22 protein-coding genes are annotated in these 24230 nt (G+C 66.1%); 12 read left to right on the top strand and 10 right to left on the bottom strand.

Features of this window, described 5'->3' with window-relative positions; all coding sequences use genetic code 11:
* Positions 1–35: 35 nt before the first annotated feature.
* Both AKJ09_RS36720 and AKJ09_RS36725 read right to left on the bottom strand, forming a co-directional pair.
* Positions 36–1013 (bottom strand): C45 family autoproteolytic acyltransferase/hydrolase, encoded by a 978-nt coding sequence (locus AKJ09_RS36720; RefSeq protein ID WP_146652504.1) that lies wholly within the window; start codon positions 1011–1013, stop codon positions 36–38.
* A 71-nt stretch (positions 1014–1084) separates the two neighbouring features.
* Positions 1085–2239 carry a hypothetical protein gene (locus AKJ09_RS36725; RefSeq protein WP_146652505.1) on the bottom strand — a complete coding sequence of 385 codons (1155 nt, stop codon included), beginning with the start codon at positions 2237–2239 and terminating at the stop codon, positions 1085–1087.
* Positions 2240–2530: 291 nt separating this feature from the next.
* Between AKJ09_RS36725 and AKJ09_RS36730 the strand changes: the two genes are divergently transcribed.
* Positions 2531–3298, top strand: coding sequence for a hypothetical protein (locus AKJ09_RS36730; protein ID WP_146652506.1), 768 nt, complete (start codon positions 2531–2533; stop codon positions 3296–3298).
* 13 nt (positions 3299–3311) lie between these two features.
* Positions 3312–4226, top strand: coding sequence for a PQQ-binding-like beta-propeller repeat protein (locus AKJ09_RS36735; RefSeq protein ID WP_146652507.1), 915 nt, complete (start codon positions 3312–3314; stop codon positions 4224–4226).
* Here the strand turns inward: AKJ09_RS36735 and AKJ09_RS36740 are convergent, their stop codons facing one another.
* Positions 4227–4898, bottom strand: coding sequence for a hypothetical protein (locus AKJ09_RS36740; protein WP_146652508.1), 672 nt, complete (start codon positions 4896–4898; stop codon positions 4227–4229).
* A 363-nt stretch (positions 4899–5261) separates the two neighbouring features.
* On the opposite strand from AKJ09_RS36740, the gene AKJ09_RS36745 reads away from it, so the two are divergent.
* From AKJ09_RS36745 to AKJ09_RS36760, 4 genes are all read left to right on the top strand, one after another.
* Positions 5262–6098 (top strand): alpha/beta fold hydrolase, encoded by an 837-nt coding sequence (locus tag AKJ09_RS36745; protein ID WP_169928158.1) that lies wholly within the window; start codon positions 5262–5264, stop codon positions 6096–6098.
* A 153-nt stretch (positions 6099–6251) separates the two neighbouring features.
* Entirely contained in the window at positions 6252–8720 is a 2469-nt protein-coding gene (locus tag AKJ09_RS36750; protein ID WP_146652510.1) for a GcvT family protein, read from the top strand.
* 127 nt (positions 8721–8847) lie between these two features.
* On the top strand, positions 8848–10776 hold the full coding sequence (locus AKJ09_RS36755) for a hypothetical protein (protein ID WP_146652511.1): 1929 nt from the start codon (positions 8848–8850) through the stop codon (positions 10774–10776).
* A 54-nt stretch (positions 10777–10830) separates the two neighbouring features.
* Positions 10831–12114, top strand: a complete 1284-nt coding sequence (locus AKJ09_RS36760) for a homoserine dehydrogenase (protein ID WP_146652512.1) — start codon at positions 10831–10833, stop codon at positions 12112–12114.
* A gap of 39 nt (positions 12115–12153) precedes the next feature.
* On the opposite strand, the gene AKJ09_RS36765 is transcribed toward AKJ09_RS36760, so the two are convergent.
* Positions 12154–12909 (bottom strand): DNA alkylation repair protein, encoded by a 756-nt coding sequence (locus AKJ09_RS36765; RefSeq protein ID WP_146652513.1) that lies wholly within the window; start codon positions 12907–12909, stop codon positions 12154–12156.
* Positions 12910–13117: 208 nt separating this feature from the next.
* On the opposite strand from AKJ09_RS36765, the gene AKJ09_RS36770 reads away from it, so the two are divergent.
* Positions 13118–13879 (top strand): SDR family NAD(P)-dependent oxidoreductase, encoded by a 762-nt coding sequence (locus tag AKJ09_RS36770; protein ID WP_146652514.1) that lies wholly within the window; start codon positions 13118–13120, stop codon positions 13877–13879.
* Positions 13876–14784 (top strand): sigma-70 family RNA polymerase sigma factor, encoded by a 909-nt coding sequence (locus AKJ09_RS36775; protein WP_146652515.1) that lies wholly within the window; start codon positions 13876–13878, stop codon positions 14782–14784. Before AKJ09_RS36770 ends, AKJ09_RS36775 begins: the two co-directional genes overlap by 4 nt.
* Before the next feature lie 6 nt (positions 14785–14790).
* On the opposite strand, the gene AKJ09_RS36780 is transcribed toward AKJ09_RS36775, so the two are convergent.
* The 5 genes from AKJ09_RS36780 to AKJ09_RS36800 all read right to left on the bottom strand — a co-directional run bounded on the left by AKJ09_RS36780 (position 14791) and on the right by AKJ09_RS36800 (position 19489).
* Positions 14791–15486 carry a carbonic anhydrase gene (locus AKJ09_RS36780; RefSeq protein ID WP_146652516.1) on the bottom strand — a complete coding sequence of 232 codons (696 nt, stop codon included), beginning with the start codon at positions 15484–15486 and terminating at the stop codon, positions 14791–14793.
* Between the two features lie 91 nt (positions 15487–15577).
* Complete coding sequence (gene murI / locus AKJ09_RS36785) at positions 15578–16399, bottom strand: glutamate racemase (RefSeq protein WP_146652517.1); 822 nt, start codon at positions 16397–16399, stop codon at positions 15578–15580.
* Positions 16396–17328, bottom strand: a complete 933-nt coding sequence (locus AKJ09_RS36790) for an aspartate carbamoyltransferase catalytic subunit (RefSeq protein WP_146652518.1) — start codon at positions 17326–17328, stop codon at positions 16396–16398. Before AKJ09_RS36790 ends, murI begins: the two co-directional genes overlap by 4 nt.
* A 64-nt stretch (positions 17329–17392) precedes the next feature.
* Positions 17393–18259, bottom strand: coding sequence for a rhomboid family intramembrane serine protease (locus AKJ09_RS36795; protein WP_146652519.1), 867 nt, complete (start codon positions 18257–18259; stop codon positions 17393–17395).
* Between the two features lie 228 nt (positions 18260–18487).
* A complete protein-coding gene (locus AKJ09_RS36800; protein WP_146652520.1) occupies positions 18488–19489 on the bottom strand; it encodes a hypothetical protein in 1002 nt (333 codons plus the stop codon).
* A gap of 169 nt (positions 19490–19658) precedes the next feature.
* On the opposite strand from AKJ09_RS36800, the gene AKJ09_RS36805 reads away from it, so the two are divergent.
* The 4 genes from AKJ09_RS36805 to AKJ09_RS36820 all read left to right on the top strand — a co-directional run bounded on the left by AKJ09_RS36805 (position 19659) and on the right by AKJ09_RS36820 (position 23075).
* Positions 19659–20432 carry a MotA/TolQ/ExbB proton channel family protein gene (locus AKJ09_RS36805; protein WP_146652521.1) on the top strand — a complete coding sequence of 258 codons (774 nt, stop codon included), beginning with the start codon at positions 19659–19661 and terminating at the stop codon, positions 20430–20432.
* 2 nt (positions 20433–20434) lie between these two features.
* Complete coding sequence (gene tolR / locus AKJ09_RS36810) at positions 20435–20866, top strand: protein TolR (protein WP_146652522.1); 432 nt, start codon at positions 20435–20437, stop codon at positions 20864–20866.
* Positions 20867–20964: 98 nt separating this feature from the next.
* Positions 20965–21771 carry a hypothetical protein gene (locus AKJ09_RS36815; RefSeq protein ID WP_146652523.1) on the top strand — a complete coding sequence of 269 codons (807 nt, stop codon included), beginning with the start codon at positions 20965–20967 and terminating at the stop codon, positions 21769–21771.
* Entirely contained in the window at positions 21768–23075 is a 1308-nt protein-coding gene (locus AKJ09_RS36820; protein ID WP_169928159.1) for a TolB family protein, read from the top strand. The genes AKJ09_RS36815 and AKJ09_RS36820 overlap by 4 nt, the downstream gene beginning before the upstream one ends.
* Positions 23076–23648: 573 nt before the next feature.
* Here the strand turns inward: AKJ09_RS36820 and AKJ09_RS36825 are convergent.
* Complete coding sequence (locus AKJ09_RS36825) at positions 23649–23855, bottom strand: hypothetical protein (RefSeq protein ID WP_146652525.1); 207 nt, start codon at positions 23853–23855, stop codon at positions 23649–23651.
* Positions 23856–24230: the final 375 nt, after the last annotated feature.

The following is a 24230-nucleotide window of genomic DNA, read 5'->3' on the forward strand; positions in this document are numbered from 1 at the left end:
GCTTGCCTGACATGCGAGATTCGACGTCGTAGCGGTCAGGCCGGAAGCTCGATCATCACCTGGCCCGTCGCCGCCGACAGCACCATGTGCTGGACGGTGATCGCCATCTTCACGCCACGGTCGCGAAGGATCTCCATGCATGCTCCGGCATCGTGGGGAGTACGTTCACGAAGCATCGCCCGTGCGCGATCGAAGCGCCCGCACGAGGTCTCGCCGAGCGCCGACCGAAGACCTGCTTCGTGGCCTTCGGCCGCAAGGGCCCGATAGTCGTTGGTGACGAGGACCCACCCACCGTAAGGACCACGCACCGCCGCTCGCTTTGGCGCCCGCTCGATGACGGCCATCTGCTCGCGCTTCGTTCCGGTCACCAGAAGCAGACTGTCCGACACGACGGGCGTGTCGCGTAGGAGCGCGATCGCCGCGTCGAAGTCCTCGGCTGTCTCGAGGGCGCGCCGGAGGAGAAAGGACACCGGCGTCGCGAGCTCCGGAGGATCGTCGCCGAGAACCGCATTCAGCGTGACGGCGAAGCGACCTGGTGCAACACCGCTCAGACACGCGGTGAAGCCGGGCCATCCGACGACGCGATAAAGCGGAGCGCCGTCGCGTACGAAATTCACGAGGATCGTCTCGGCGGCGAGCCGACCATTCGCCGTCGTCCAATCGAGGTTGCGGGCATGCAGAGGGCCATGGGGCGTGTCGACGGCGAACGCCGTGCAGCCCATGCTCGAGCCGAGCACGAGCTTGAGCGCGTCGTAGTACAGGTTGGCGAGCAGCACGTCCTGCTCGGGCACGTCGAGCAGCCGCGCGATGCCACGCATCTCCGCGCGATACTCCTCGTCGACGAAAGCCGCGCCGTAGTCGGCGATCATCGACGCGAAACGCTCTGCGCCGCCCAGATCGCGGAGGTAGAACGCGAGCAGCTCGCGCGCGACGTCCTTCCGCGATTCGAGCGGCTCCCACCGCTTCTCCGGCGCAACGTTCAGGTCGACCGTAAGCTCCGGAATCGGATTCATGTCATTCAACGTACCACGGCGGCGTGCCGTACCTTGCTCCGTGCGTCGTGTTGGATTGCACGCTCCGCCCGTCAGGGGATCCGTCGTCTGGCTCGCGAACGACGGCGAAGCACCATGACCGCGAGTCCGGCGAGACCTCCAGACGCTCCGCAGATTCCGAACGACCCGGGCATCGCCCTGGAGCCGACCGCACAACCGCCGTCCCCCGCGCTGCCGCCGGCTTCTTTGTAGTCCGTCCAGAAGTCGTACGTCTGTTCGGGCATGGCGCACACGACCGAGGACAGCGGGCCGATGTTGCCGAAGACGTCGGTTGCGGCGACCGCGACGGCGTAGTTCGTTCCGTTGACGAGCGGTTGTCCGTCGATGCGGTCGACGATGACCGGCCCGGCCGTGTTGCCGGTGATCATGCTGCAAAGGAACTTCTCGTCGAAGGCGTTGTCGGGAATGCGCGCGCCGCCGTCTCCGCCCGCGAGGCTCGAGGCTGCGCATCCAAGGTTCGGCGAGGCATCGGCGCCGCCATCTCCGCCGCCATCTCCGTTCGATGAGGGCTCGGCACAATAGACGTCGACCCCACGCAAGGAGACGAGCCCGCCGTCGCCGATCGTGCCCCACGAGACGCGAAGGCGTTGGTTGCCCGGGAGCGCTTCGACGCCGGCCGGGGCTGGGGGGCCAATCGTGTCGGCGCGAATGGTGAATGCCAGCTTTGCGGTCGGTGACGAAACGGCGCCCGGATCGAAATAGAGAAACTGGACGGTGATGTTCGTCAGGTCGACTTTGCCGCAAACGTCCGCCGTCGCCACGGGCGCCGCCGCCGAGTTCGGGCTGACACCCGACAGGATGGCGCGAACGGGAATGTCGACGATGGGATTCGTCGTCAAAGCAATGTGCTCGGCGACTCGCCAGCACGTTCGGGCCGCGGATTCCCGCGTGGCGGTTTCGCTGCAGTCCGTGCCCGTCGTTGCCCAGGCCTCGAAGCGCGCGTCGGCGGCAGCATCGCCGAGGACGAGCGGAAAACGAATTCGCTGGTCGTCGAGACAATCCTGTCGACTGACGCCCTCGGGCTCGAAGCCCGCGGGGCGCTTCTCCAGAATCGGCGCGCCCTCAGTTGCACCAATGCGCGGTAGGGAAGGCGGATTTCCGGAGTATCCAGGCGCGAGCGCCAGGCTTGCCGCGCGCGCCATCGCAGGCGCGAGGAAGAGGAACACGGCGGCGAGAGTCGCCGCCACGTGTCGAAACACGAAGTGGTACATGGAGTGGACGAAGGACGGATTCGACCGATTCGAATCCTTCCTTCGCTCGCACAGCACTGCACGTGCCAGGGCGCGGATCGCTCACGCGCCGAGGAACTTTCGTGTGGCTCCCGCAGGGCTCGCCAAAGTGGCCCGCATGCGAAGGAGTCCGCGCGCCGTCACCGCCAATCTGGCAAGGGGCGCCTTCCGCGTGTCACGTTCGCTCTCGGAAACGCGCTGCTTCGTGTCCTGAGGTGGCGAGGCACGGCCGTTGCTGAGCGCGGCGCCATGAAGGTCTACGTCGCTGCGCTCGTCGCTTTTCTAGGTGGTTGCTACGAAGGTCCGAATCACTCGCGGACGCAGGACGGCGGGCTGGACGCGGCGGGCGCCGACGAGGTGACGACCGATGCCGGCGCGGACGACGCGGACGCCGAGGCCGGCGGTGATGCAGAAGCTTCGACGGGCGCGCTCTGCGGCGTCAACGGCCGTGACGATTGCGGACCGTTTCTCGTTTGCGACCATGCTCTCGGGTGCGTGGAATGTGCACGCGACGAGGATTGTCCGGTCTCCGCGGGCCGGTGCCTGGAGGGGCGCTGTCTTGGATGTCGCCCAGCGCGGTCCGACTGCACGGCCGGTGCTTGCTGGACGTCGGACTACGACTGCCACCCGGCCTGCCACGCACCGTCCGATTGTCCGGCGGGAACCACGTGCGACGAAGGGAATGGCGCGTGCGTCGGCTGCGTAGCCACGGCCGATTGCACTTCGGGGGTGTGCTCGCCGACGAAGAAGCAGTGTGTGGAATGCACGACGGACAGCGATTGTTCCCAGAACTCTCCGCGATGCCACGTGGCGACGGGGAGGTGCGTGAAATGCCGTGCCAACGACGATTGCGGGCGCGCCGCACCGATCTGTGACCCCAAGACGTTCGATTGTCGTGTCGGGTGCACCTCCAACGCTCAATGTCCGGGGCGCGTATGCGACGCGACGACGGCGACGTGTGCGGACGCCGCGGATGCCGGCTCCGTGCACGCGGGAGCCGATGGCGGCGGACTCTGATAACCTTGGGGCGATGGCGACGGAGGACGATCGTTCCGACCTGTACTGGCTGGGCGGACTCGTCGTCGTGCTCGCCGCCATCGCCGCCGTGACGTTTCCTCTCCTGCACTATTTCGAATTACGACGGGACAAGCTCGGATTCGGCGCGCCGGTGGCCGCGCATCGAATGACGACGGCGGACGGCACGCCAGTGATCGTCGTCGTCGAGGAGGTCGTCCACGGAAGTGAGGACGGTCCGGACACGTCGCATGGGCGGGTGGACGTCGTGGACGCTACGCGAGGGACCTTGCTCGCACGAGCGATTCGCGTCGAGACGCAGGACTGCCTCCCAGGCGGTCCAGACCGCCTCTGGTGCGAAGAGCGCAGTGAGAAGGATCCCCACGAGCACACGCTCGTGGAACGCGATCTTCGCTCGCTCGAGGTGACGACGTCGGAAGCGCAGTTTGCAGCGTCGGTGCCGGAAGCCCGAGCGTTCGGCCGCACCCAAGCGGGCACGGTCGACAGCGAGACGGTCGACGGTCGAACCTACGAGTTCGCAGGCCCGAGTCGAAAGCTCCTCTCGATTCGCGGCGTGTCGGGGAAGTCCGAGAGCACCATCGGCTCGAAGACGTTCCTCGAGCCCGGATTCCTCGTGAACTCCGACACGGAGTTCGACGAAGTGACGAAGGCGCTCGTCGTCGAGGGCAACGTGCTCTTCGTCGTTCATCAGGATTCGCTCGATCGTCGAGCCGCAAAAACGATGCTCAGCGCCGTCGACACCGCGGGCAACCTTCGTTGGACCGCGGAGATCGGCAAGGGAACGATCATCGGTGCCTGGCGCATCCATCAGCTCCCGGAATCGATCGTCGTCGCCGTCCGAGCCGACGAAGGCTGGCTTGTCGCGCTCGATCCGAAGACCGGTCAGGTGCGCTGGCGCTACGCCACCTAGTTACGGCGCTGGTGTCTTGTGGACGGCCGCGACGACGCGGTCGTAGAGCGAACGGCTCCCGCTCAGCGTCTCGTCCACGGTCTGGCCATGCGCCTCGATGCGCTGGACGAGCTCGACGCGCGTGACGTTCGGCGCGACGGGGAAGAGTCCGACCGAGCCCTCGTACGTGTCGATGAAACCCGTCCCCTCGGTCTTCTGCCAGCGCACGCGTACTTCTTCGGGCGCCTCGCGCGTGCCTTTGGAGGCGATTTCGCGCCAGGTCACGTCCCAAGACACGGTGATGACGTCGTGCACGACGTTGTGGACGACGAAGCTCACCTGGTACGCCGGCTCGGTGTCGCGTCGGAACGAGAGCTCGTCGGCCCCTCGGTCCGCCACCACTTCGGGCGTCGAAAAGGCCTTCCACACGGTGGCGAGGTCGCCGTGGACGAAGCCGTTGCCGACCGCGATGGTGAGGTCGTCGCGTGATCGCCCCTCGAGGTGCATGTCTTCCGGGTAGGGATCGCCGTCACGAGCGTCGGGAGGCGTGGTGCCGTCTTCGCCGATTGGCTGCACGCCGGGAGGGAGCGGCGTCGTGATGTCGTGATTGCATGCGGCCACGCCGAGTACGATGGCGACGGCAGTCGCGGAGGCGCGCATCGTGCGGAGCGGCGCTCGTTCGATGAATGGCACCCTTCGGTCATAGCTCTCGAAGGTCGTAGTGACAATTTCGAGTGTTTGAATTGTTCGAGACGAGTGCGAGTGGCGATCGCACTTTCGTCATGGCGCTTCGCCGTCTCGATTCTGAACGTCGACAACGTCGGTGCGACACGCTTTCTAGGGCAGGGTACATGGCGTTCCGTGGCGAAACGGAGAGCGTGGCGCGGACATCGGAAGCGACGCGGTCGCCCGTCGCCGTTTGTCGTTCGTTTGGTTTGGTGATGGCGATTCTGTGATTCAAAGTTTGATTTGGTCTCGCCTTGTCTCGTTTGGCCGGGCTCGAAAGCCTACGGACGGGGCCTTGCCGCCGCGCGAGGGATGCGGTGTTCTTCGAGCGTGTCCACGCCCACTGCGTCGTCGTCCCGCATCACCGCCTTTCCCGTCCTCTCCACCGATGGCACCTCGATCGTGGCGCAGCGTAGTGGGGAAGGGCCTCCACTCGTGGTGATTCACGGCATCGCTGGCGACGCGACCCGATGGACCACCGTTCGCTCTCGTCTGAGCGCCAAGTACACGCTGTTCGCGATGGACCGGCGCGGTCGGGGAGCGAGCGGCGACTCCAGTGCGTACTCCATCGCTCGCGAGGCCGAGGACGTGATGGCTCTCGTCGACGCCATCGGCGAAGACGTCTTTCTGCTGGGACACTCCTTTGGGGGCGTGGTGGCGCTCGAAGCGTCGTCGCGGCTCGTCACCCGCGAGGGCTCGCCGCGTCCCAAGAAGCTCGTGGTCTACGAGCCGTTCGTGCCGCCGGCTCCCGTCGCGGAGGCGAGCCCGCTCATGCGGGAGTATCTGGCGCTCGCCGAGACCGGTGATCGCGAGGTTCTCGTCCTTCGCTTCTTACGCGAGATCGTCCAGATGTCCGACGCCGAGATCGGTCGGCTCCGATCGCATTCGAGCTGGCCGGCTCGCGTTGCTGCAGCGCCTACGATCGCGCGCGAAATGGCGGCCATCGAGCGCCATCGCTTCGACCCCACACCGCTCGTCGTGAGCGGCCTGCCGATTCGCATGCTGCTCGGACAGGACAGCCCGACCTTTTTGCGGGAGGCCTCGACCCGGCTGGCGTCGATGCTACCCGCGAGCCAAATCGTCGAGCTTCTGCAGCAGAAGCACATCGCCATGGACACGGCGCCCGAGCTCTTCGTGCGCGAGGTCTCGTCCTTCTTCGAGGCTTGAGAGCCGCGAGCCTCGAGACAAGCGCGAGCCGGCGCCGCCACCTCTGGCGCACGAAAGCAATCCGCTGTCGTGACCACCCCTCGGTAGGTTCAGCTTTCGAGACTCCCGGGCGACGCGGACGGAGGCCGCGGATCAGGCTAATCTCTGCCCGACATGTCGAATCGAGTTTTGCCCGAGCGGGCGCGGGTCGTCGTCGTTGGCGGTGGGATCATCGGTTGCTCGGTCGCCTACCATTTGGCGCATATGGGGTGGAAAGACGTCGTCCTCCTCGAGCGGGATCGGCTCACGTCAGGAACGACCTGGCATGCCGCGGGCCTCATCGTCACGTTCGGCTCGCTCTCCGAAACGTCGACGTCGATGCGCAAGTACACGCGCGATCTGTACACGCGCCTCGAGGCGGAGACCGGGCTCTCCACCGGCTTCAAGCCCGTCGGCTTCATCGAGGTGGCCGGCGATGCCGATCGCCTCGAAGAGTATCGTCGCGTTTCGGCGTTCAACCGCTATTGCGGCGTCGACGTCCACGAGATCTCCCCCTCGCAGGTCCGTGAGCTCTTCCCGCTCGCCAAGACCGACGACATCCTCGCCGGGTTCTACGTGAAGGAAGACGGCCAGGCGAATCCCGTCGACATCACCATGGCGCTCGCGAAGGGCGCCCGCATGCAGGGGGCGACGATCCTCGAGGGCGTACCCGCCACCGGCATCCTGAAGAAGCGTGGCGCGGTCACCGGCGTTCGCACGCCGCTCGGCGACATCGAATGCGAGTACGTCGTCAACTGCGCCGGCATGTGGGCGCGCCAGTTCGGCGCGAAGGCGGGCGTCAACATCCCGCTCCAGTCTGCCGAGCACTATTACCTCATCACGGACAAGATCCCCGATCTCCCGAGCTCGCTCCCCGTGCTCGAAGATCCCGGCTCGTACGGCTACTTCCGCGAGGAGGTCGGCGGGCTCATGATCGGCCTCTTCGAGCCGAAGTGCGCGCCGTGGAAGATCGAGGGCGTGCCGGACGACTTCTCGTTCGGTGAAATCACCCCGGACTGGGATCGTATGGGCGAGTACGTCGAGAAGGCGATGCGACGCATCCCCGTCTCGCTCGAAGTCGGGGTGCGGAAGTTCTTCTGCGGACCGGAGAGCTTCACGCCGGACCTCGCGCCGATCGTCGGTGAATCCCCGGAGCTCAAGAACTACTTCGTCGCGGCCGGCTTGAACTCGATTGGCATTCTCACCGGCGGCGGCCTCGGCCGCGTGATGGCACATTGGATCATCAACGGTCGTCCCGACGTGGACATCACCGGGATGAACATCGATCGCCTGCATACGTATCAGGCGAATCCTGAATATCGCCGTACGCGCACCGTCGAATCGCTCGGCATGGTCTACCAGTGCCACTACCCGACGCGCTCGATGCAGACGGCGCGCGGCGCGAAGAAGTCCGCCATCCACGATCGGCTTGCCGCCGAGCGCGCCTACTTCAAGGACGTCAGCGGTTGGGAAGGGCCGGATTGGTATGCGCCCGAAGGCCACGAACCGAAGGTCGACAAGCTCTCCTGGGGGCGCCAGAACTGGTTCCCGTACTGGGAGGCAGAGCACCGTGCGGCGCGCGAAGGCGTGATTCTCATGGATATGTCTTTCATGGCGAAGTTCCTCGTCCAGGGGCGCGACGCTGGAAAGATTCTCAATTACGTTTCGGCCAACAACGTCGATCAAGAAGCCGGCGTCATCACCTATACGCAGTGGCTCAACGAAGGCGGCACGCTCGAAGCCGACCTCACCGTGACCAAGCTCTCGGACGAGAAGTACTGGGTGGTCGCCTCCGATACGGCACACCGTCACGTCGAAACGTGGCTGAAGCGCCACATCGACAGCCATTCACCCGACGCGCACGCGTTCGTGACCGACGTGACGTCGGGCTATGCGCAGATCAACGTGCAGGGGCCGCGCTCTCGCGAGCTCATGCAGCGTGTGACCACGGAAGATCTCTCGAACGAAGCCTTCCCGTTCCGCGCCGCCCGCGAGATCGACATCGGCTTCGCCCGCGCGCTCTGTGTCCGCATCACGTATCTCGGTGAGCTCGGCTACGAGCTCTACGTGCCCACCGAGCAGGCCACGCACGTCTACGACCGCCTCGTCGAAGCGGGCAAGCACGTCGGCCTTCGTCATGCGGGGCTCAAGGCTCTCGCCAGCCTGCGCATGGAGAAGGGCTATCGCGATTACGGCCATGACATCGACAACACCGACTCGGTGCTCGAGGCCGGCCTCGGCTTCGCGGTGGACCTGAAGAAGCCCGGCGGCTTCATCGGCAAAGAGGCCGTGATGGCGAAGAAGGCCGAGGGGCCGCTGAAGCGCCGCATCGTCCAGGTCCTCCTCAAGGATCCCGAGCCGATGATGTTCCACGCCGAGGTCGTGCGTCGAAACGGAACGGCGGTCGGCTACATCCGTGCGGCGTCGTACGGATTCACCCTCGGCGGTGCCGTCGGCCTTGCCATGATCGAGGCGGGGGAGCCCGTCACGCAGGCGTATCTCGATGCGGGCACCTGGGAGGTGGAGATTGCCGGCAAGCTCTATCCCGCCGTCGCCTCGATGAAGCCCTTCTACGATCCCGACATGAAGCGCGTGAAGGCCTGACCAGGCGCACCGCGACGTTCGCGCACGAGGAGGGACGTGCGCGAACGCGCGAACGTAGGAGTGGCGCGCAGGGGAAAGTTCGCTTTGGGGAGCGGCGCAACTCGCAATCATGTGGTAGCGAGCGGCGATGCGCCTTCGAGTGCTCGCGCCATTCGTCGTCACCGGTATCGGGAGTTCCATTCTTTTCGGTCTCGCTGCCGCGGCATGTTCGAGCAGCGATTCGAATTTACCGATTGCCAATCAGCCGGTGGCTCCGGCTCCGACTCCGTCGTCGTCGTCGTCCACGAGCAAGCCCGCGTCACCCGAAGGTGGAGATGCCGCGGAACCGGCAAATCCCGAAGACGAGTGCGTTCTGGACACGGCGCTTTGCATCGCCAAGGATCGTTCGAAGACGTGCAAGAAGACCGACCAGGGCACGCGCTGGGTCGAAGACGCGTGTGCAGCGGGCTCGGGCTGCTTCCAGGGCGCGTGCGCGGTCGGGGCATGCAGTGACGAGTGCACGCTCGGTGAATCGCAGGGAGGCAAGACCTGTGGTCTTTGGGACGTGACCAAGGGGAGCGCCGCGGCACTGCCGGATCCGGTTGCCTCGATGCATGACCGGTCACGCGGTTACCTCGCCTTCATGAGCAAGGGACCGATGGTGACCGGCGGTATCGGCAGTCCGCATTACGCGGATCCGCCGAATTTCACCCAGCTCGATTACATGGGCGGGCTCGGCGACTCGGCGATTTGGACGGGCACCTATCTCGCGGCCGAATCCGCACGACTCATCGCCACCGGCTCCGCGGATGCTCGCGCGCGCGTGCGTTCCCTCGTCGACACCATTCACCTGTTCATGAACGTGTCCGGCGAGCCGGGCATCCTCGCGCGCTGGACGAAGGAGTCGAGCAAGACGTACCCGTTCCCCACGGGCGACCTCGCCTGCGGCCAAGACACGCGCTCGCACTGCAACGTTCCCTACGACGGAAAGAACTACGACTACGTCGGCGGTATCAGCCGCGATCAGTACCAAGGCGTGATGCTCGGTTACGGCCTCGCGTACGAGGCGCTGGGCCCGGCCGACGAAGACAAGCGCGATGTCATTCGTCGGGACGTGGTCATGCTCGTCGAAGAGCTGATGAAGGAGCGCACGGTTTCGGTGAAGGTCACCTACGACGGCTTCACGGTGACGCCGACCAACCTGACCTTGCGCTTCGCCGTGCTCGACCCACGCGAGATGAAAGACGGCGCCATTTCCATCGTCATCAAGTCCGCGGACTTGCAGGGCGGCGAGATGCGCGGATTCCAGGAGTTCACGCCGGACCTCGCCGACCTCCTCAAGCAGATTCCGCTCCTCTCGTGGGCGCCTCCCATCTATCGCCAGTCGAGCGCGGTGATGCTTGCCTCGTTCTTCCGCGTGGCGATCGCCGTGACCGACGGTGTGCCCAGCTACAAGGCACGCCACGACGCGATCCTGAACTATTACTACGGTCACACGGGCGCGGGCGGCAACGTGAACGACTGGCTGAAGGTGGCGGTCAAGCCGTCGACGAGCGCCGCGTGCGGCGACAGCTACTACGCGAACAACATCATGTGGGAGCCGCTCTACAACCTCGCGCGGCTGGAGGATTCGGCCGGCTACAAGAGCCGCGTTCGCGACGAGCTCATGAAGACCACGCTCTGGCCGGAGTTCGTGAATACGAAGAACAGCTTCTTCTCCTTCATCTACGCCGCGCACGCACCGGGCGGCGATGCGGACGCGGCCTCGAAAGCGGCTACGCAGCTCGCGCAGTTCCCGCCGGCTCCACGCACCCATCCGGCGGTCGATCTACGCAGCACGCCGAAGTACCAGCACTCGGCCACGTGCACCGACCAGTGTATCGACACGGACGCGGTCGACGTCGGCGATCGGCCCGCAGAGGACTTCCTCTGGCAGCGTCACCCGTGGAGTCTCTACCGCGATGCGAACCCGGGGCAGGTCGAGCCCGGCGTCGATTATCTCGTGGCGTATTGGCTGGGCCGACGCCATGCCTTCCTGCAGGATGACAAGCCCGGCGTCTGCCTCGCGTACCAATAGCCGCACCGCTCGTAACTGCTGTGACGCGTTCGGAGACCCCTGTAGCCTGAGCTCATGATCAGAGTGGGTCTGCTCGGTTGCGGCACGGTCGGCGGCGGCGTCCTCCACCTCCTTCGTGCGAACGCGGCGTATCTCGAGGCTCGTGTCGGCGCTCCTTTCGAGGTCGTTCGCGTGCTCGTGCGCGACCCCGAGAAAGAGCGCGTCAAGGAGCTCGAACGTTCGCGCCTGACCACGAACCCCGACGACGTCCTCGGTGATCCGTCGATCGACGTGATCGTCGAGGTGATGGGCGGGGTCGATCCGGCGCGCGACTACCTCGGTCGTGCGATCGCTTCGGGCAAGCAGATCGTCACGGCCAACAAGATGCTGCTCGCCCTCCATGGGGCCGAGCTCCTCGACCGCGCGCGCAGCCGCGGAGTCGACGTGGCCTTCGAGGGCGCCGTCGGTGGCGGGATTCCCGTGATTCGCGTGCTTCGCGACGCGCTGGCGGGTGACACCATCGCGAGCCTCTCGGGGATCATCAACGGCACGTCGAACTACATCCTCACGCGCATGCAGAGCGATGGGCTGTCGTTCGAAGATGCGCTCAAAGAGGCGCAGCAGAAGGGCTTTGCCGAGGCTGACCCCACGCTCGACGTCGACGGCGGAGACGCCGCGCACAAGCTCGTCGTTCTCTCGATGCTGGCATTCGGCGCGCGCCTCGACGGCGTCAGCGTTCTCACCGAGGGCATTCGTGGTGTCGAGCCGGTCGACCATGCCTTCGCCGAGCGCTTTGGGTTCGTCGTCAAGCAGCTCGCCATCGCCAAGGAGCGTGGCGACGAGCTCGAGCTACGCGTTCACCCGGCGCTCGTCGCGAAAGACGCACCGCTCGCGAACATCAGCGGGGTGCTGAACGCGATCTCGGTCGAGGGCCGCGCTCTCGGCCCGTGCCTCCTGTCCGGGCGCGGCGCGGGAGATCTCCCCACCGCCGTCAGCGTCGTCGCCGATCTGGTCGACGTCGCGATTGCCAAGAAGGGCGGCACCGCAGGTCAGAGTACGCGGGCCATCCGCCTCGCCGAACGAAAGCTCTCCCCGACGGCCGAGGTCGAGGCTCGCTACTATTTCCGCTTCACGGTCTTCGATCGCCCTGGCGTCCTCGCGCGCATCACCGGCGCTCTCGGTGAGCGCGGCGTGTCGATCGAACAGATGGTGCAACAAGGGCGGGGCAGCGCCGACGTTCCCGTCGACGTCGTCATCCTCACCCACGAATCGAAGGAAGCCGCGGTTCAGGCGGCGCTGGCGACCATCGCCAAGAGCGACTACGTCGCCAAGCCGCCGCGCATGATCCGCGTCCACTGAGCCTATGCGCGCAGGGGGCGGCGAAAATCGCAGCGTGCGTCAGCCAGCTTTGACCTTCTTGGCGAGTCGCCGGCGCACAGCGTCGCCGCGCAGCTCACGCAGCGCGTCCTTGCCGATCCAGCGAGCCGTGGGATCGGCCTCGGCGGTCAGGCGCTCGGCAACGTCGATGGCTGCTGCATGGAGCGTCGCGTTGCGTTTTCCGATCGAGCGAAGCGCCCAGTTGACGGCCTTCTTGACGAAGTTGCGTGGGTCCTTCGCTGCACGCTCGACGAGAACCAGGGCCTCCCGGAATGGCGCGTCGGGCGCGCGCTTGTCGTGCACGGCGAGGCTCGCCACGAGCGCGAATGCGGCGCGCCTCACGAACTCGTCGCTGCTGCGAGCCCACTCTTTCACCTTCGGCCACGCGTGCGGCGTCCGGTCGAACAGGTGGAGGCAAGCCGTATCGCAAAGCGACCAGCTGTCGAACTCGGCGCACCACCGGTCCATCTCGTTCGCGGTGAGCCGCGAGGGATCGGCCACGAACATCGCGAGCAGGCGCGCTTCGTAATACCCCGTCTTCCAGAGCGCATGGGCCAGGTCGTGGTCGCGCCCGAGCCGCTTGCCATGCGCGCGGAGCGTGACGACGGAGATGCCGAACGCCTTGTCCGTGGGAATGGCATAGCGCGCCATTCCTTCGCGGGCCTTCTTGCTGCCGTTTTGCTCGAGCCAGGCGAGCGTGGTCGCCAGTTCGGCGCTCGAGGTGTTCTTCGCGTTGGCGGGGAGCTTGGTTGTCGCGGCTCTCCTCGTAGACGGCATCGACGTCACTGTCCTCCACGCGCAGTGTCGCGCAGATCGCGTCACGGTGGAGGTCTTTCGCGCCCGGGACGTCCTCGAGCTGCCCTCGAGCACCCTGCGCCTTCGTGGTCGAGGTTCGAGAAATCGACGACCGCACCGCACCCTTTCGCGCGCCTCGATCGTCCTCGTTTCGAGGCCCGAAATTCAAGGGCAGAAGGAGAGTGACATCATGGATTCGCTCGAAGGAAAGCGCGTGCTGGTGACCGGAGGAAACCGCGGCCTTGGTCTCGGAATCGTCGAGGCGCTCGTGGCGAAGAAGGCGAGGGTGACGGCCCTTGCGCGAGACGCCGACAAGCTCATGGAGGTGAAGCGACGGCTCGGCGTGGGCGTGCTCGTCGGTGACATCACCGATCAGGCCATCGCCGCGGGAGCGCTGCGGGAGGTGAGGCCCGACGTCTTGATCCTCAACGCGGGCACGACACCCGCGATGGGGCCGATTCACGAGCTCGACTGGGATGCCTTCAGCAAGACGTGGAACATCGACGTGAAGGCAACGCTCTTCTGGATCCAGGAAGCGTTGCGGTTGCCGCTCGCGTCAGGGAGCCGCGTCTTGCTCGGCTCGAGTGGCGCGGCGATCGCAGGTTCGCCCATGTCGGGCGGTCACGGCGGTGCGAAGCGGATGATCATGTTCATGGCGAACTATGCGAACGTGGTCTCGAACGAGCTCGGTCGCGGGATCCGCTTCCAAACCCTGGTCCCTCGGCAGATGATCGGTGAGACCGATCACGGACGCGCCTGTGCGGGCTACTACGCCGACCGCAAGGGTGTTTCCCTCGAGACATTCTTGCAGAACTTCGGAAAGCCCATGTCGCCGCGCGAATACGGAGAATACGTCGTGACGATCCTGACTGATCCCAAGTTCGATTCGACGACCACGTTCGCGATCAAAGGCGACACCGGCATCGTGCCGTTCGACGGATCACAGTCATGACCGATATCCATGCGCTCGCAGCGGAGCTGTCCGAAGGTCGCGCGCGCTTCTTGGCGCTCGTGGAGAACGTGCGGCCTGAGCTCCATCGGTACTGCGCGCGCATGACCGGATCCGTGGCCGACGGCGAAGACATCGTGCAGGAGACGCTCGCCCGCGCCTACTACGCGTTTCCCGAGCTAAAGACGGTGCCTCCGCTTCGGCCCTGGCTCTTCAAGATCGCGCACGGCCGGGCGATCGATCACCTGCGCCGCTACGAGCGCAAGATGGGGGCGCCTCTCGAGACCGTGCTCGACTCGGCAACCGATGCCGCGCTCGATCCGGAAGACGCCGTGGCGCGGAGCGAGGCGGTGCAGCTCGCGGTGTCACGCTTCGTCGAGCTCCCGCCCGCCCAGCGGAGCGCGGTGATTCTCAAAGACGTGCTCGGTCACTCGATCGAGGAGATCTGCGAGCTGCTCGACGTCAGTGAGCCGGCCGTCAAAGCGGCGCTCCACCGAGGTCGAACGCGCTTGAAGGCGCTTACGAGCGCAGCGGAGCAGCTCGAACCTGCCCGCGCGACCTCGCTCGATGTGGCGCGCTACGCACGGCTGTTCAACGAACGCGATTGGGATGGCGTGCGGGCAATGCTCGCCGAAGACGTGCGGCTCGATCTGGTGGGGCGATCGCGGCGCACCGGACGGCGCGACGTCGGTGGATATGTCGACAACTACAGCGCGCTCCACGACTGGCACTTCGTTCCCGCGTGGCTCGGCGGGCGCGAAGTGCTCGCCGTGTTCCGAGATCCCGCAGATCCGTCGCCAGGCTACTTCGTGGAGCTCGCGTTCGAGGAAGGCAAGGTCACGTCGATCCACGACTTCCGCTACGTGCCGTACATCGCGCGCGAAGCCGTGCTCGTGATCGCGCGTTGACGAGCTCTAGCGGCTCTTGGGGACGACCGGCGGCGGCGGGCGCGAGCTCAACGCCGGGCGTTCGTTGCCTTCGACGCCGATCTTCAGAAACTGCTCGGTTTCCGGATCGTAGTCGAAGACCTCGCCCTTTCCGATGTTGAACACCCAGCCGCTCATCGTGAGCTTGCCTGCGTCGAGGCGCTTGGCGACGAGCTCGAAGGAGCGAAGATTCTCGAGCTGGAGAAGCACGTTCTCCTCGACCGCCGCGATCATCTTCGCTTCGCCTTCGAGGTGCCCGTAGCGCTCTTCGATGAGCTTGGGGATGCTCGCTGCCTCGCGGAGCCAGCGGGCGACGAGCGGGAGGTGGGCGACGCGCTCGGGATGGAGAATCGCGTCGATCGCGCCGCAATTCGTGTGACCGCAGACGATCACGCTGCCGACTTCGAGGACCTCGACGGCATACTCGATGGCCGACGAGACACCGCCGAGGGCGCCGCGCTCCATCGACGTTGCGGCGGGGACGATGTTGCCGACGTTGCGCACGATGAAGAGCTCGCCGGGCGACGTCGTCGTGATGAGATTTGGCACCACGCGCGAGTCGCAGCACGTGATGAACAACGTCTCTGGCCGCTGTCCCTCTTCGGCGAGTTGTTCGAAGAGACCGCGATTGCGAGCGAAGTAGTTCGCCTGGAAATGGTGAATTCCGGCTTCGAGTTTCTGCACGCGGGCAATCTAACTCAGCTCGCGACGCGGCACATGGTGCGAATCGCGCCGCGATCGCGCGGTAGAACTGCGTCTTTCGGCGCCGTTCAGCTCAGAGATCGACTTGTTCGGCACCGTTCGTCACGCTGCCGAGAAAGCGCGAGGCGGTGTCGTCGAAGCTCTTGGGACGGTCGGTCACGAGCAATTGAATCGAACCAGGCCCGTGCGAGGCCTCACGCAGGAGCTCGCGGCCTTCGAGGAAGTTCGCGACCTCGAGGGCAACCGCGTGGGCGCTGTCGATGATCGTCACGTGCTCGCCGATCATGTCCTTCGCTTCGCGCTCGATGATCGGGAAGAGCAGGGGATAGTGCGTGCAGCCGAGGACGATGACGTCGACACCGGCTTCGGCGAGCGGCTCGAGATAGCGACGGGCGGCGAGCCGTGGGACGTCGCCGGTGACCCAGCCCTCTTCGGCCAGGGGGACGAGCAGGGGCGCAGGTTGGCCCACCGTTTCGATGCGCGTCGATGCGGCGGCCACCGCGCGCGGATATGCGCCGGAGGCGATGGTTCCTGCCGTCGCGAGCACGCCGACCTTGAAGTTCTTGGTGGCGGCGGCGGCGGCGCGGGCGCCGGGCTCGATGACGCCCAACACAGGCAGATCGAGCTCCACGCGAAGGCGTTCGGGCGCGACGGCGCTCACCGTGTTGCAGGCGATGACGAGCGCTTTGACGTCACGCGCGACGAGGTGATTGGCGCAGGCCATCGCATAACGAACGACCGTCTCCGGCGCGCGTGTGCCGTAGGGAACGCGTGCGGTGTCGCCAAGGTAGATGATGTCTTCGTGAGGGAGAGCCTCACGAAGCGCGCGTACGACGGTGAGCCCGCCCAACCCCGAGTCGAAGACTCCGAGCGCCGCCCGCGCGTCGCGTTTCATCCTTCGGCCGGTGGCGTGAGCAGCAGGTCCAGCACGGCCATACGAACCGCCACGCCTGCTTCGACCTGATCGAGGATGACGCTGCGCGAACCGTCCGCCACGCGCGGATCGAGCTCGACGCCGCGATTGATGGGCCCGGGGTGCATGACGATGGCGTCGGGCTTGGCGTTTGCGAGCATGGCCGGCCCGAGGCCGAACGTGCGCGAGTACTCGCGCGTGGTCGACATCATCGCCCCCGCGAGCCGCTCGTGCTGGATGCGCAGCATCATGACGACGTCGGCGCCGCGAACGGCGTCTTCGAGGCGCGGGATGACGCTCACCGTGGGACCGAGGCTCTCGGCGTGCGGAGGCATCATCGTTTTCGGTGCGCAGAAGCGGACCTCGGCGCCCTTTTTGCCGAAGAGAATGGCGTTCGAGCGCGCAACGCGCGAGTGCGCGATGTCACCGCAGATGGCGATGACGAGGCCGTCGAGGCGGCCCTTGGCGCGGCGGATCGTGAACGCATCGAGCAGCGCCTGCGTGGGGTGCTCGTGTGCGCCGTCACCCGCGTTGACGACCGCCGCGCGAAGGCGTTCGGCGAGGAAGGCGCACGCGCCCGAGCTCGCATGCCGCACGACCAAGAGGTCGGCCTGCATCGCTTCGAGGTTCTTCGCGGTGTCGAGGAGTGTCTCGCCCTTGGTGACGCTCGAGCCCGACGAGCTCACGTTCACGACGTCGGCGCCGAGACGCTTGCCGGCGATCTCGAACGACGTGCGCGTGCGTGTCGACGCCTCGAAGAAGAGGTTGATGACGGTGCGCCCTCGCAGGACGCTCGCCTTCTTCTCGGGCTTACGCGAGAGCGCGTGCCAGGTCTCGGCACGGTCGAGGACCGCGTCGATGTCGGCAGACGAGAGCGACTCGATTCCGAGCAGGTGCCTTTGCGTCCACATGCGGCGGGACCCGCCTTACCACAAATTGGCGGCGCACCCGAGTGCGCACGGCGGCGGATGCGCGCTAGTTGAGGTAGCGCTTGTCGGTCGGGGGCTTACGGTCCTTGAGCTCGTCGTCCATGCCGCCCTTCACGACGCGGAGCGTGGGGCCGCCGACCTTCGCGGAGCGCTTTGCGCGAGTGCGATCGAGGCCGGCGATCGACTCGGCCGAGAGCGTCGGGCCTTTGCGACGAAGGAACGCGAGCTTCAGGCGAAGCCACGCACTGCGTGCAGGTGAGGGGCTTCCCGACAGCAGGATGCCGGCGAGCACGCCGCCGAACGGCGAGAACGCGCCCTCGGGGTTGGATTGGTAATAGATGAGCCCGAGGACGCAGAAGCCGATCGTCACCCAGAAGAGAATCTTGCCGGTGACGGGCAGGACGAAGAACAGCCGAACCTGGCTGTGCGCGTGCTCACGCGACCAGGCGATGGCGGTCGCGGCGATGGCGGCGCCCGGACCGAAGAGCAGCGAGCGGTGGAAGATCGCTCCTGCGCTCGCCGGCACCAGCAGGTTGAGGAGCAGCGACAACAGGTTCCCCGCCGCCACGCTGACGAGCAGGAAACGAATGAACCGTGCGCCGCCCCAGCGTTCCTCGAGACTCGAGCCGAGGAAGTAGATGCCGATCAGCGCGTAGAGGACATGCGTGACTTCTTGCGGGCTCGTGATGAGGCCCGACGTCAGGAGCGTCCACGGGCGGACCAGAACCAGGTTCAGGTCGCACATGAACCAGCGCAAAATGCGCTCGCCCGTCGCTCCGCCGGGAGCCCAGTTGAAGATCACCGCGCCGGCGACGGAGACGGCGAACAACGTGATGAGCACGGCCTTGAGCGCGCGGCCCGGTCGGGGAAAGCCGCCCATCACCATCCCACCGTCCATCTCAGGGCGCCTCATCTCTCGATGACTTTAGTTTCGCACAGGGGCCCGAGCAAGGGTGGGACCTCGAGGACCACAGGGCGATCGCGCGACGGATTCCGCGCATCCACAGGAGCTTGAACGGCAAGGCCGAGCCTGAAATTCAGGGAGCTTCGTGCGGCTCGGCCAAAAAGCCGAAGCTCGACACCTCGACACGGTGCGTTGGACGCGTGCCGTGCTCTCGCGCTCGTGGCGCGCCTCAGCCGGTCAGGGCAGGGGCGTGACCGGGGGGCAGGTCGGCGCCGGACTCGTGCCGCCATCGGGCCCCGGGACGGCCTGCGTGGTGCACGTCGTCTGACCGACGGGCACGCCGTTCGAGATCAAGCCGACGTCGAGGTTGACCACCGCAGGGTTGGCCAGCGGGAGCTCGTATTTCGTTCCGCACGCAAGATCGACGGACGCGCCGACGTTCGTACCGATCCGCGGTCGGACCCGGACCGTGTCGAACGTGAAGTTCACGGGCGCTGATGCGTCGGTGCCTGCCTCGGCGTCGGCTTCCGCGTCGGCACTGGCGTCGACCTCGGCATCCGTCTCCGCGTCACCCGCATCGGCGCCGGCGTCGGTCGCCGGCACGCACGTCGCGACACCGCTGTCGGTGGCGAACGAGTTCGTGTCGAGCGTGACGAGCGCGATGGGGGGCGTGCCGCCATCGAGGCCGGCGCTGCCCCCGATGACCGGCTGGCAAACAGCCAGCGTTTGCACCTGGGAGATCTGCGTGGCCGTGCAGTTCGTCGTCCACGTGGGATTGCTCCCCTGCAGGCTCGTCAGCGCGGTCTGAGCGGCCGCGTTGGTCGAAGCGCTGACGGTCCCCAGGCCCGTGAACGCGTTCGCCGCGTCCGCGTTGTAGAGGAAGACCTCGAGGCGGTAGTTCGCGTTGCCGTTCGGCGTGGGAAGGTTCACGAACGTGACGTCCGTGAAGCAGTCATAGACGTTCGACACGATCGGCTGATCGAGTTCGCCGTTCGCGCCTTGGCCGAACACCACGGCTGCATATTTGAACACCTGCGAGGGGTTCGTTCCGCAGCCGCGATTGGCGGTGAGCGTCTCGGCGCGAATGACAACGCCGGTGACCACGACGGTGTTCGTGCCGCTGCTCGTTCCGCTGCAGCCAGAGGTTCCGAGACCGCTCGCGGTCATCGCGGCAAGACCGCCCATCACGGCAGTGACGAGCGTAAGCGCTGCAAAAAGCGGCTTTCGGGGGCGAAGCACGGCTGCTTTCTACGATCGACGGGGGCGGCGCACAAACGAATCGTGCCGCGGGATGGGAATAAGTGGCTCGAAACGGCCCCGCCTGCGGTCGGAGGGGCAAAAAGACCCGCCCGTCGCGTGCCGCCTGTCCGGATTTGACACGCCTTCCAAGTCAGGCTGATAACGGGGCATGGCTTTCGAGGTCCTTTCGTCGATCAACGTCGCGCTCAACGCGGGGCTCAACGCGGTTCAGCCTCAGGGTAGCGCGCCGGCAGCAGCCGGGGGTGCGGCGCCAGAGCGGCTCGACCCGGTCCAGCTCGTTCTCCACGCGTCGGTGCCCGTGAAGCTCGTGCTCCTCGTGCTCCTCGCATTTTCGGTCGTGTGCTGGATCGTGATCTTCGCCAAGTCGCTGCACCTCCAACGAGCGCGCAACGATTCGGAGAAGTTCATGAAGGCGTTCGACAGCGCCGGATCGCTCGATGCCCTTGCCCAGCAAGGCCTGTCGGCGTTCCGAGGCTCGCCCTTCGCGCGCATCTTCGCCACGGGCTACGACGAGATGGTGCGGCTCACGCGCGGTGAGCGGGGCAAGCGCCTCGACGACGCCCAGGCCACCCACGTCGAGAGCATCACGCGCCGCGCGGCGGCCGCCGAGATCACCCACCTCGAGTCGTGGATGAGCCTGCTCGGCACGATCGGCTCCACGGCCCCGTTCATCGGCCTCTTCGGCACGGTCTACGGCATCATGGATGCGTTTTTGAGCATCGGAAACCAGCAGAGCGCGAACCTGCCGGTCGTTGCGCCGAAGATCGCCGAGGCGCTCATCGCAACGGCCATCGGTCTCGTCGCCGCGATCCCGAGCGTCATGGCCTACAACTTCTTCGCGCGTCGCGTCGGTGAGCTGGCGGACATCATGGATGCCTTCGCCGCCGACGTGGCCTCGCGCGCCAAGCTCGGGGGCGTCTAGCCATGGGAATGGGCGCCGCGGCAGGCGGCGGACGTGGGCGCCGCCGCATGGGCGGCATGAACGAGATCAACGTGACGCCGCTCATCGACGTCATGCTCGTGCTCCTCGTCATCTTCATGGTGACGGCTCCGCTGCTCACGACGGGCGTGCAAGTCGACCTGCCCAAGGTCAAGAGCGCGCCCATGCAGACCGACGATTCGAAGATGCTCGTCATCGTCACCGCCGACGAGCACGTCTACCTCGGCAAGGACGAGATCACCGACGCCGTCGAGGACAAGCTCAAGACCAACGCTCGCTTGCAAGAAGAGAGGGAGCTCTACGTTCAAGCCGACGAGAACGTGAAGTACGGCGCCGTGCTTCGCGTCATGGCGGCCGCGCGCAGTGCCGGCGTCGAGAAGCTCGGCATGGTCACCGACCCACTGGTCGTCAAATAGGCGTCGTGAAGTAGGCGTCGTGAAATAGGCGTCGTGAAGTGAGCCTTCTTGGAATCTAGGTCGAATCGCGTCGTCGAACGTCGAGAGAGCAAACACCCGTGAAGCTGCCCGGAGTCCCCTACCGCCCGCGTTACACGTCCGACGAAGTCCTCGTCGGCATCGTGGTGGGCGTCGCGATCCATCTGCTCGCGGCAGGGCCCTTCGTTGCGAAGGCCGTCTTCCCGCACGCCGAGGAGAAGGAAGAATCTCCGCTCGTCTCGCGTCCTGTGGTGCAGGCCACCTTGCTCAAGCTCGGCAAGCCGCTCGACCCCAAGACGCTGCCTGACCGTCTCGTTCCGCAACAGCGCACCGCGCCGAAGCCTCAGCTCAATGCCTCGCGCGAAGATCCGCTGCAGAAGAAAGACGCCGGCGCGCCGCCTCCGCCCGACACGAAGGACTCGGACCTCTCGAACCTCATCGCCAAGAGCGACACCTTCGCGGAAGACGCCGGCAAAGCGCGACCCGAGGAAGGGCATCCCGACGGTATCGACGGTGGAACGGAGACCGATCCGAGCAAGGTTCGTGCGGGCGACATGTACGCCGCGCAGCTCAGTCAGTTCTTCGCGCAGCGCCTCACCGTGCCGACGGTCATCTCCGTCGGGGAAGCGCGCAGGCTGTGCGTCGCCGTGCAGGTCAACATCGGCCGCAACATGACCATCTGGCATGTGCGTACGGGGCCGGTCATTCCGAGCGGTAACGAGCTCTTCGACGACGCCGCACGGACCATGCTTCTCAAGCTTTTGGACGACAAGACAGCGCTCCCCGCACCCCCCAAGGAAGTCGACGAACAGTACCGGGGGCGTACCGTGCAACTTGTCATTCAGGGGGATCCTCATGGAGACTCGTCCCGATGCATGCCCAAGTGAGCCGCTTTGCCCGTCGCGTGTCGCCGTTCCTCCTTGCGGGAGCGGCCGCTGCTTGGCTGACCCTCACGCTGCCCGCTGGCGCGCAGCCTTCGGGCGCGGCAGCGCCCTCGAGTAGCTCGCTGCCTCCGGCGAGCGGTGGCGGCGTCACCACGGTCGTCGTCTCGGGCGGTACGCGCTCGCTCTTCAAGATCGCCGTCACCCCCATTCCGGGCGACGCCACGGTCTCGAACACCGTCGTCGACACCGCGAGCCGCGACTTCACGCTCTCGAGCATCTTCCAGGTCCTCGACCCGAAGAGCTTCACGGCCAACCTCGCGCAGGAGGGCGTGGCGATCGATCCGGCCTCCTGGCGCAACATCGGCGCCGAAGGCGTCGTGAAGGGCAACGCGTCGATGCGCGGCTCGAACGTGCACCTCGAGATGCGCCTCTACGTGGTGTCGCGCGGCTCGGATGCCGTGCTCAAGAAGGAATACGACGTCGCGCCGAACGCCGTTCGAGGCGCGGTTCACCAGTTCGATAACGAGGTCGTGAAGTACTTTACCGGCACCGCCGGCAGCTTCGGCTCGCGCCTCGTCTTCAGCGCCACGACGGGCAGGGGACAGAAGGGCATCTTCGGCATCGACAGCGACGGCCAGGGCCTCGGTCGCTTGCCGGCGGTCTCCAACGTTGCTCTCGCCCCGGCCTTTGGACCCGGCGGCGTCTACTACTCGGGCGGTTTGCCCGACGGCAGCTACCAGCTCTTCAAGGTTGGCAACCCCGCTGCCGTCCTCAAGCACGCCGGCCTCGTATTCGGCGTCGCCTTCGGCGCCGGCAAGATGGCGCTCGTCATCTCGCAAGGCGGCCAGAGCGACATTTGGGTCGGCTCGCCCGATGGCAGCAACCTCAGCAAGGCCACCAAGGGCGGACTCAACACCCACCCCGCCTTCGGCCCCGGCGGCCAGCTCGCGTACGTCTCGAACGAAGGCGGCAACCCGCAGATTTACGTCGACGGCAAGCGCGTCAGCTTCCGCGGCACGTACAACATGGCCCCCGCGTGGTGCAACGACCCCGAAGGCCAGAAGATCCTCTTCATGGGCCGCGACGGCGGCACCTGGGACATCTTCAGCTCCGACCTCGGCGGCGGCAACGTGAAGCGCCTCACCCAGGACCAGGGCTCGAACACCTACCCGGCCTGCTCGCCCGACGGCCGCACCGTCGCGTTCTTCTCGACCCGAGGCGGTCTGTACCTCTCGAACACGCAGGGACAGAACCAGCAGAAGATCGCGAGCGTGACGGGCGAGAGCTTGCGCTGGGAAGGGAACTGAGCAGGAGCAGCAGCACCTTCCGAGCAGCCGCCCGAGCAGGTGTGCTCGACCCTCATCCCCAGCCCTTCTCCCTAAGGGAGAAGGGGGGAGAGGATCGTTGCTGTACTGCGAGCTCCGCTCCCCTCATCCCAGCCCTTCTCCCGGAGGGAGAAGGGCTCTAGGCAGCGAAAGCTGGCACGGAGGCGTGTGCAGAACTTTCACGTGAGCGTGTAGCGGTCACCCGCGCGTTCCCCGGTGAGTTCTCCTCCCTTCTCCCTCTGGGAGAAGGGAGGGGGATGAGGGCAGCGGATTTCACCGGGAGGGAGCAGCGAAAGCCGGCACGGAGGCGTGTGCAGACCTTTCACGTGAGCGTGTAACGGTCACCCGCGCGTTCCCCGGTGAGTTCTCCTCCCTTCTCCCTCTGGGAGAAGGGCGGGGGATGAGGGCAGGGAATTTAACAGGAGGGAGCCGCGGATTTCTCCGGCAAGAGCGCCGCGGATCTCCGGCAAGAGCGCCGCGGATTCCGCAGACGGAGCGGTGCGCTTCTCCTGGAGAAAGCACCGCCTCCGGGCGGCAGACAGCGGCGGCTTTCTCTCAGCGCCGCGCGCCCAGGCGCGCCACGATTTCCTGGAGCTCTGCGATGCTCATGTCGACGTGCTCGAGCACGCGGCCGTACAACATGGGGAGGGGGACCATGCGGCCGTCACGCTCCTTCTGGAGCTCGCCGAGCATCCACAAGACGACGCGCTCCTTGCGCGTGAGGCCGTCGCGCGCGTCGGGAAGGTCGGCGTCTCTCGTCATCGCAAGGAAGAAGAGTACGGCCGAACCGCGCCGTCGTCACTTCTCCCGACGTGTGAGCTTACGTGTGTCGAATGACGGTTGTGCTTATTTGATATTACGTAGGCACATTCCTGTCGACGATTGAGCCTGCGTTGCTCTTGCAACCCAGTCGCCGAACGCTCGAGGCGTCCCGGCCACAAGGGCATTGCCAGGCGATCGGGGCGTGTCGCGAGGGCTTCGGCACGTGCGTGTCGATGGCGTGGGGGAGAGCCTCGCGAAGTGTGTGTGTGAACTCGTCATGGCAGCGCTTGATGAGGGTGTTGTTGCATCCTGCACTGATTGTGACGTCACAAGCCGCCACATGAGCGAGTGATTGCGCAATTCGCGTGACGAACG

Source organism: Labilithrix luteola, from assembly GCF_001263205.1.
GTDB classification, from domain to species: Bacteria; Myxococcota_A; Polyangia; order Polyangiales; family Polyangiaceae; genus Labilithrix; species Labilithrix luteola.

Excerpts from the sequence above, each read along its gene's own strand:
- AKJ09_RS36760 (WP_146652512.1), top strand. The coding sequence starts at position 10,831 with ATGATCAGAGTGGGTCTGCTCGGTTGCGGCACGGTCGGCGGCGGCGTC.
- AKJ09_RS36790 (WP_146652518.1), bottom strand. The coding sequence starts at position 17,328 with ATGTGGACGCAAAGGCACCTGCTCGGAATCGAGTCGCTCTCGTCTGCC.
- AKJ09_RS36755 (WP_146652511.1), top strand. The coding sequence starts at position 8,848 with ATGCGCCTTCGAGTGCTCGCGCCATTCGTCGTCACCGGTATCGGGAGT.
- AKJ09_RS36775 (WP_146652515.1), top strand. The coding sequence starts at position 13,876 with ATGACCGATATCCATGCGCTCGCAGCGGAGCTGTCCGAAGGTCGCGCG.
- AKJ09_RS36750 (WP_146652510.1), top strand. The coding sequence starts at position 6,252 with ATGTCGAATCGAGTTTTGCCCGAGCGGGCGCGGGTCGTCGTCGTTGGC.
- AKJ09_RS36795 (WP_146652519.1), bottom strand. The coding sequence starts at position 18,259 with ATGAGGCGCCCTGAGATGGACGGTGGGATGGTGATGGGCGGCTTTCCC.
- AKJ09_RS36805 (WP_146652521.1), top strand. The coding sequence starts at position 19,659 with ATGGCTTTCGAGGTCCTTTCGTCGATCAACGTCGCGCTCAACGCGGGG.
- AKJ09_RS36735 (WP_146652507.1), top strand. The coding sequence starts at position 3,312 with ATGGCGACGGAGGACGATCGTTCCGACCTGTACTGGCTGGGCGGACTC.
- tolR (WP_146652522.1), top strand. The coding sequence starts at position 20,435 with ATGGGAATGGGCGCCGCGGCAGGCGGCGGACGTGGGCGCCGCCGCATG.
- murI (WP_146652517.1), bottom strand. The coding sequence starts at position 16,399 with ATGAAACGCGACGCGCGGGCGGCGCTCGGAGTCTTCGACTCGGGGTTG.
- AKJ09_RS36770 (WP_146652514.1), top strand. The coding sequence starts at position 13,118 with ATGGATTCGCTCGAAGGAAAGCGCGTGCTGGTGACCGGAGGAAACCGC.
- AKJ09_RS36720 (WP_146652504.1), bottom strand. The coding sequence starts at position 1,013 with ATGAATCCGATTCCGGAGCTTACGGTCGACCTGAACGTTGCGCCGGAG.
- AKJ09_RS36730 (WP_146652506.1), top strand. The coding sequence starts at position 2,531 with ATGAAGGTCTACGTCGCTGCGCTCGTCGCTTTTCTAGGTGGTTGCTAC.
- AKJ09_RS36765 (WP_146652513.1), bottom strand. The coding sequence starts at position 12,909 with ATGCCGTCTACGAGGAGAGCCGCGACAACCAAGCTCCCCGCCAACGCG.
- AKJ09_RS36825 (WP_146652525.1), bottom strand. The coding sequence starts at position 23,855 with ATGACGAGAGACGCCGACCTTCCCGACGCGCGCGACGGCCTCACGCGC.